Origin of the sequence: Ferruginibacter sp., assembly GCF_031391665.1 — a bacterium.
GTDB lineage: Bacteria > Bacteroidota > Bacteroidia > Chitinophagales > Chitinophagaceae > Ferruginibacter.
On sequence record NZ_JANMUN010000251.1, the window covers coordinates 44,029 to 52,710 of the forward strand.

General features: G+C 37.8%; 5 protein-coding genes. All 5 read right to left on the reverse strand.

The genetic code is table 11. The features are described from left to right. Positions 1-87: 87 nt before the first annotated feature. Entirely contained in the window at positions 88-1,731 is a 1,644-nt protein-coding gene (locus tag ACY651_RS19265) for a UxaA family hydrolase (RefSeq protein WP_462255137.1), read from the reverse strand. A 49-nt stretch (positions 1,732-1,780) separates the two neighbouring features. Next, positions 1,781-3,301, reverse strand: a complete 1,521-nt coding sequence (locus ACY651_RS19270) for a tagaturonate reductase (protein WP_462255138.1) — start codon at positions 3,299-3,301, stop codon at positions 1,781-1,783. A 115-nt stretch (positions 3,302-3,416) separates the two neighbouring features. Beyond that, positions 3,417-5,471, reverse strand: a complete 2,055-nt coding sequence (gene pelA / locus ACY651_RS19275) for a pectate lyase (RefSeq protein WP_462255139.1) — start codon at positions 5,469-5,471, stop codon at positions 3,417-3,419. Between the two features lie 2 nt (positions 5,472-5,473). Continuing rightward, complete coding sequence (locus tag ACY651_RS19280) at positions 5,474-7,372, reverse strand: glycoside hydrolase family 88 protein (protein ID WP_462255140.1); 1,899 nt, start codon at positions 7,370-7,372, stop codon at positions 5,474-5,476. Positions 7,373-7,622: 250 nt separating this feature from the next. After that, a partial coding sequence (locus ACY651_RS19285) for a glycoside hydrolase family 28 protein (RefSeq protein ID WP_462255141.1) occupies positions 7,623-8,682 on the reverse strand: 1,060 nt, incomplete at its 5' end.

Sequence of the window (8,682 nt, forward strand, 5' to 3'; positions counted from 1 at the left end):
GCATTGTACTTACCTTGAATATTGAGAATTGAACATTGTATATTGAATATTTATATTCTCCATAATCAAAAGCACAAATTATAAAAATTATAGACTTACCCCTCTCTTCCACGGAATAAAATCATCCTGGTTTAGCAATACTGCTTTGGGTATTATCTCTCCACTGGCTGCTTTAATGCAGTAGTCTAAAATAATTTCGCCCATTTGCTCAATTGTTTTTTCGCCTTCTACCACCGGGCCGCAATCTATATCAATAATGTCGTTCATTCTTTTTGTAAGGTTGCTGTTGGTACTCACTTTTATTACAGGGCAAACCGGGTTTCCTGTTGGGGTACCCAGGCCCGTTGTAAACAAAATTAATGTGGCGCCGCTTGCTGCTTTACCTGTTGTTGCTTCTACATCGTTACCCGGTGTACACACTAAACTTAAGCCTGGTTTTGTTGCAGGTTCGGTATAGTCCAATACATCCACCACCGGCGATGTGCCGCCTTTTAATGCAGCACCATTACTTTTTATGGCATCGGTAATTAATCCGTCTTTAATATTACCGGGAGAAGGGTTCATGTGAAAACCGCTGCCTACACTTAATGCCTGATCGTTATAAGTAGTCATTAAGTGAATGAATTTTTTTGCTGCAGTTTCATCTATTGTCCTGTCAATTAAATTTTGTTCGGCTCCACATAATTCAGGAAACTCGGCCAGTAAAACTTTACCACCTAACGCTACCATTAAATCGCTGCAGTAACCAACAGCCGGGTTTGCACTGATACCACTGAAACCATCACTGCCACCGCACTTTACGCCAATGCATAATTTTGACAATGGTGCAGGCTGTCTTTCTATTTTATTTATTTCTATTAAGCCTTCGAATGTTTTTTTGATTGCCAGTGCAATCAACTGTTCTTCGCTTTGCGATTGCTGTTGCTCAAAAATATATAATGGCTTATCAAAATTCGGATTCAAATTTTGCAGATCATTTTTAAAATCTTCTACCTGTAAATTTTGGCAGCCCAAACTTAAAACCGTTACGCCGGCAACGTTTGGATGATTAGCATATGACGCTAATAGTTTTCCTAAAATACCTGCGTCCTGTCTTGTGCCGCCGCAACCACCCTGGTGATTTAAAAATTTTATGCCGTCAACATTTTTAAATGGCCTGTTTACCACAGCTGATGGCGGCGTATCAAAAATATTTACACTTTCAATAGCCTGGCCTTTTTTAAATGCTTCTATTAACTGGTGAGTGTATTGTTTGTATTTATCTGCAACCGCATAACCTAATTCATTGTGCAGGGCTTCTTTAATTACATCTAAATTTCTGTTCTCACAAAAAACGGTAGGGATGAACAACCAGTAATTGGCTGTGCCCACATCACCATTGCTGCGGTGATAACCATTAAAAGTTTGGTTGGCGTATTTTGAAACATCAGGTGCTGCCCATGTGTAATTAGTATGGCGGAAAAAATATGGTTCGGCTGCATGCTTAATATTTTCTGTACTCATCCAGCTTGCTTTTGAAATAAATTTTTGTGCAGTGCCCACTAATACGCCATACATCACTACTTTATCGCCCTGTTGCAAATCGGTGGTAAAAAATTTATGTTTTGCTTTTACATCATCTTGTAAAATAAAATTTTCTCCGCCAAACTCAACAGCTTGTCCTTTTTTTAAATCTGCCAAAGCCACCAGCACATTATCTTTTGGGTGCACTTTTAAAACCTGTTGCTTCATAATCTGTAATTGCCCCTATCCCCTAAAGGGGGACTTAGGATGTTATTAATTAAGCGCTTTCGATAGTTGCGATAGTTGCTCCATTTAAAACTTCTTTCATACCATGCTTCAAAATATCTTCCACATTTCGTGTTACTTTTTCGGCAAAGCCGGGAATAGTTGTTAAATCTGTATTCCACAAAGAAATGTTAGTTAATACATTTTTTACTACCTGCTGTGTGGAATAGTTTTTCCACTGCTCATAAAAATATTTTGCTTTGGGATCTTTTATTGGATAATTGCTGTTATTAAAGTTACCATAAAAAATATCATCTTCCTGCTTTACTGCTTTCATAAAAACCAAATACGCAGCAAACCCGAGTGTTACATTCTCCGGATAAGTTTTATGCAATTCGGCATAACGCAATAAAACTGGCACAATCCGCATTTCTAATTTAGAAGTAAAGTTAAGGCTGATATTTATCCAGTGATGTTCTATACTCGGGTTGCGAAACCTGTCTAAAACTTTACCGGCAAAAATTATGGCATCTTCTCCGGATAAATTATATGGGATCGCTTTTGCAATTTCATTGCACATTAAATCGTTTACAAAATTAGAAATTACCCGATTGTCCATCGCTTCTTTTACAGATACAATACCGGATAAAAATGCTACACCGCAGGTTAATGAATGGGTACCATTTAACAACCGCAATTTTAATTCTTTAAATAAATTAATATCCTGTGTAATTACAACGCCTTTATCTGCTTTGGCAAATGATAATACGTCAGCAATTTTTTCATCGCCTTCAATAGCCCATAAACTGTACACTTCACTCATCGTTATCAGGTCATCGCTGTAACCCAATTCATCCTGCAATATTTTTTGAGCAGCAGCATCAGGTTTACCCGGTACAATTCTATCTACTAATGAACTGCAGAAGTGATTATATTTTTCCAGCCACTCAATAAAATTTTCTTCCAAGCCATTTAAATGTGCCAGTTCTAAAACAATGGCTTCTAATTTTTTTCCGTTATCGCTTATTAATTCTGTTGGTACAATTACCATTCCGCATTGAGCACTGCCATCAAAAGCTTTATAACGTTCGTATAAAAAAGCCAGCAATTTTCCGGGATATGAAACCGGCGGATGATGATGAATATCATCCTTCACTAATTCTATTCCTACTTCTGTAGTGTTGGAAATAATAATTTGCATTTCGGGGTTGTGTGCACATTTTGAAATTGTACTCCACTCTTCCTTTGCAGATAACACACGGCTTATAGCAGAACAAATAATATTTTTACTAACCGCTTCGCCATCCTCCAATCCACGAATGCATAAAGTATATAACCCATCCTGTTTTTCAAATGCAGTCGCATCACCGCCAGCAGTGGACTTTACCACTACTATCCTTCCATTAAAAATTCCCTGGCGGTTGGCTTTATCAATAAAATAATCGGGTAACCCACGCAGTAGAACGCCGGTACCAAATTGCAAAACTTTTTCCGGCAATTCAAAAATACCATCAGGCACATTTTCAACCTTACCGGCTTGAATATTTTTTAATGTAAATTTTGATAATGTCATTTTAAAAGTTTTGTGTCCCTATCCTGCTGCACAGCGTACTGTTTAAAGAGGAAATGTGACGATTGGTTTTATATTATACAATTTACTTTATCTTTCATTTTTATAACTTATTAATTCACTTCCACTTTGCAGCCCATTTTGGATATTCTTCATTAATTAATTTAGCCGGCCAAATACCATAGTAAGCGTAGCCAACACGGCGTTCATTTTCTATTTCTGCCAGGCTCGTTTTAGGTTCACTATCACGGCCAACAAATATTGGTTCGTTAGTATGTAAAGTATAAAACCTTGCCCATATCACCGAGTTGCTTTCCTTTACAAGCACCCTGTCTCTGCCACTGGTTTCCTGTGGTGCTTTTATATCTTTAACAGCATAACCAACAATCTTTACTTTTTCAAACCATTCCACAGCGCTGGTTACAGCAGTAATTATTTCTGTTGATGGATTGGGCTGGCGCATTAAAAAACGTACAATGGCCACCGATTCACTTCCGCTTAAAGAAGCCAGTTCAAACTTTCTTGCCATTTCGGGTACTAAAGTTTTAGCGTTGTATTGTGCACACCATACTGTTAGTTTATCCTTTTGTTTGATTTGTGTTTTCAATACACAATCAATAGCTTTCTTTACAGCGCCACTACATTTTGCAACATAGGCCCTGTCTATTACCTCAAAATCATTCTTCCCTGCAACAATATCTTCCAGTACAGTTACCACATTCATCATGGCATTATCGTTGTAAGTGATCTGGCTGCGGTAGCTGCTAAAATCGGGATAAAACTGCGGCCAACCGCCATTGGTATATTGCGCTTTTAATAAATAATCAATGCCTTTTGTTGCCGCTTTTAAATATCTTTCGTCCTTATGAGCCTTATAAGATTTTACTAAGTATTTAATTTCTTTGGTGGTGGCTTCGTTATCAATGGTAGCATCAATACCTTCTGCATAACCGGCTTTTAATTGTTTTAATTCATCAGCCGTAAGTGTTTTGTTATAATCTACTTTGTTACCGCCCTGAAAATGTTTGGGCCAGCCGCCATTGCTGCGCTGGTACAATAACATATTATCTGCGACAGGGTCTGTTGTATCTTTTATGGTAATTACTTCCTGCACCAATACACTCTCTTCAGCTTTAGAATTACTATTTTCTTCTACTTTGATCGGATTCCATTTGTAATCAAACACCCAAGGCACATTATACTCGTTGATGCCAAAATCGGCTGGCAAATTATTTTTATGCCAGGCATAATCGCCACCTTTTGTTTTGCAATTGTAATAATAAATTCTTTTGCCCCATTTTAAAGAATCTCTTTTTTCTTTTGATGGTACCCAATAAATTTCTGCATCGGCCATATTTTTGGCAAAACTGCAATTGAGTAAATAAAACTGTGCATCCCTGTGATACCGGCCTAATTTAAATCCATCATCACCGGTAAATTTACAATTGATCAATACCGTTTTTGAAGATTGTACATCACTACCATCGTGCCAGATAGCAGCGTTATTATTATGGCAAATAAAAGTGCAGTTATCGGCCAAAGCCCAGCCTCGTGGACAATAAAAATCCACGCCACCTTCCATTACACAATCTTTAAAATAATACATGCCTTCCCAGGTATTCCATGGACTAACCGTATCGCCACCATAAGCACGGAAGATGCAATTTTTAACAATCAGCCGGGTACTTTTAAAAGAACGCAATGCCATTTGATGGCCACCGGGTTTTATGGTTTTCATATTGCCGGCTTCTTTAGGGCAAACTATTTCTTTATCTGCTTTGGCATCTTTGCCATAGCTATTGATGAAAGATAAATTTTCCAGTGTAATATCATTGCCCTGTAAATTGATTGCAGCAGTGCCATAATCATCTTTATTATTGCAGCGCCACTCTTCTCTTGCCAGCGAAATAGTCACGCAGGTATTTTTAGGATCTTCACCACGAAGGGTAATAGAATTTTTATCAATAAAAATTTTTTCTTTGTAAATGCCTTTTTTTATAAGGATAATGCGTTGCCCCTTACTGTCATCGCTGGGCAAACTATTAATGGCTTCCTGTATGGTTTTAAAATTACCACTGCCATCCTGTGCCACCACAATATCGTTTTGTGCAACACTATATTGCCATGCAAAAAGTGAACAAAAAAGAAAGACTATATTTTTATATTTTTTCAAGATCATTTTTTTGTTGCAGTTAATAACCATTTTACTAAATCTTCTGCCGCTTTATAATTTTGAAAATCGGCCGGCAATAATTTTCTGTTATCAACATATTCATTATACAACCATGGGTCTCCAACAATCAATACTTTTCCTTTACCATAAACAGCCGTAGCAATAATTACATCACCCTCTTTTACAGCATTAGCTACGGCGGGTGCTTTTATTTCCAAAGCGCTTACTTCTTTTAAATACATTTTTTTTGTTGATTTAAAAACAGGGTTGTTAGCCCCCGGTAAAACAGCGCCTTGTTCATACACATCATTCTTCACCATGTTCAAACTTTTATCGGTAAACTTTACGCCAAACTTTTCCGCCAGTAAATTCAAGTGAACTAAATCACAATTGTTACTATCATTAGCCATTACCAATAATGTGCCACCTGCTTTTACCCAATCAGTAATCGCTTTCACATCATTTGCAGCTACATAATTTGGATTAGGATTGTCTCTTTTATGATCGGCATCTACAATTACATATACCGACGCAGCTTTTAAATTAGCTGCAGTTGGCGCCACATCCAGCGATGCTAATTTTGCACCATTATTTTCAAAAATATTTCCTAAGGTATAAAAACCGCCATGGCTTCTTTCTTCCCACGCATAATGCCAGTATATACTTGCACCTGTAGCATCTTTCTTTTTTTCGCTGTTGAAATAACGATCCAGCAAAACGGTTTTGCCTTTACCAACCGCTTGTGTTTTTACATTTTCCATTTCGTAACTGGCCAGTAAAAAAGCTCCCATACCTTTAGGATCGTTTACAATTACCGGCTCACTCATGTAATAAGTAAAGCTGCCATCACGGTAAGGCTTGCCCCCAAGTCCGCTCACTTTTACCGTGCCGTGTAAATTGGTTTGGCCGTTTTCTTCCTTTACAAATTGTTTTAAAATACCCTCATAAGCTTTTTTTGCAATGGCAATTTTTGCTGCCGGTAAATATCCTTTGCGAACGCCTTTTGCAATAGCGTAAGTAAACTGGCAGCTTGCACTGGCTTCAAAATAATTTTTTTCTTTACCGGGGCCATTATAATTTATTACATCATACCACAAGCCTGTTGTTTTATCTTGTTGCTTTTCTATTGCATTTACCAACCGATTTAAAATATCTATCAGCGCTTTTCTTTTTGGGTGTGTGGCAGGAAAATAATCCAGTGCATCTACCAACGCATCGCTGTACCAACCCATGGCCCTTGCCCAAAATAAGGGTGATGTACCTGTTTCTTTATTGGCCCATTGCTGTTGTTTGCTTTCGTCCCAGGCATGGTAAATTAATCCTGTCTTAGTATCCCGTGCATGCTGCTCCATCCATATAAATTGATTGGCAATATCATTAAACGCACTGTCTTCGTGAAACAACATGGCGTACTCTGCATAAAACGGTGCTCCCATATACAAACCATCCAGCCACATTTGATTGGTATAAATTTTCTTATGCCAAAAGCCTCCTTCGTTTGTGCGTGGGTGTGTAGCTAACTGACTGCGTAACAAATCTGCCGCTTTTTTATATTTTTCTTTTCCGGTAACACGATACAACAGTAATACCAGCTTGCCATTATTTACATGATCGATATTGTATTCTTCTTTTTCGTAGCCTTTAATACTGCCATCATCTTTTACAAAATAATCCATCTTCTTTTGAATGGCATTAAAGTAATCCGCATTTCCAGTGTTCATCCATAAACCTTCAAAGCCTTTTAAAATTACTCCCATATCGTAGCTCCATTTGGTAGTACTGCCAATAGGTATGGTATCTTTCCAAATGTTCATTACTGTGGCGGCAAGTTTTTCGCCAGGTGTTTGTGCAATAGCATTTGCACAAACAGCAATTAGTACAATCAGAATTATCTTTTTCATATTATAATTCCCCTTCGGGAAATTTTTAGCCCCTATCCCCTAAAGGGGAAACGGAGAAGATTGTTTTATATAAGTTTGTGATACAAGCATTTTTTCTTTACTGGTCTTCATTGGCGTCGTACTCTTGTTCTTTACATCATAATTGAGCAGTACAGATTTTTTATTTTTTGTGTTCATTCAATTTGATGCTTCTTTTATTTTCTTTGCCGGTTGAGCCACTCTTAAAGAGTGACCCACCCACCCTACGGGCTCACTTCTTTTTTACTTTAGTTTTCTTCTTCTCCATTACCGGTTGCGGCACTACCCAACTTACTTGTGCTGCTGTTACACCAAACCCAGCTTTCAATTTTTGTTTTGCTTTTGTAATATCAGTATTTAAAATATTAACCGCTTTTGTTCTTTCTCCCTGCACCATTGCAAGCACATCTGCACTGTCGGTGTATTTAAAATTATTGAGGGTAATATTATTGCTGTTTAAAACATACAATACCGGGTTGGTATTTTTGCTCAGCATAGTAACGTTGTTCAATGTAATGTTACTGGCCTCCTGTATATCTATTCCTTCATCGGCCTGTATAACTGCATTTTCTATAAGGATATTTTTAATGTGCATTTCAGGAATGCCTCTTACTAAAATTCCTTTTGCTGCACCATTGCAGGTAATATTTCTAAAATAAAAATTTTGAAATTGCGGTGTGGTTTCATCTACCGGTTTTGTTTCTACAACAGGTGGCTCTCTTTTTTCTCCAGCTAAAACCACGGGGTCTTTTGCCATGTAATACATATCAAACAAAATAGCCTCGGCAGGTATATCTTTCATGTTGATATTGTTTACATAAATATTTTCTACCATGCCGCCACGGCCACGGGTAGTTTTAAAACGCAAGCCAATATCGCTGCCAATAAAAGTACAGTTGCTTACAAACATATTATTTACACCACCACTCATTTCGCTGCCCACCACAAAACCGCCGTGTGCATGATAAACAACACAGTTTCTTACAATCACATCTTTAGTTGGCATGCCTCGCTTGCGGCCATCAGCATCTCTGCCGCTTTTAATTGTAATGCCATCATCGCCGGTATCAAAATTACAATCTTCTACCAACGCATTTTTACAGCTTTCCAAATCAAGCGCATCTGTATTGGTACCATACCAGGGATTTTTAACCCTTAAATTTTTTAGAGTGATGTGCTCACTCATCATCAGGTGTGTTGTCCAGGCGGGCGAATTTTCGAATGTCACATCTTCGATCAGGATATTCTTACACTGGTTAATACGGATCATATTGGGACGGAGGAAATCCTTT

Excerpts from the sequence above, each read along its gene's own strand:
- ACY651_RS19280 (WP_462255140.1), bottom strand. The coding sequence starts at position 7,372 with ATGAAAAAGATAATTCTGATTGTACTAATTGCTGTTTGTGCAAATGCT.
- ACY651_RS19270 (WP_462255138.1), bottom strand. The coding sequence starts at position 3,301 with ATGACATTATCAAAATTTACATTAAAAAATATTCAAGCCGGTAAGGTT.
- ACY651_RS19265 (WP_462255137.1), bottom strand. The coding sequence starts at position 1,731 with ATGAAGCAACAGGTTTTAAAAGTGCACCCAAAAGATAATGTGCTGGTG.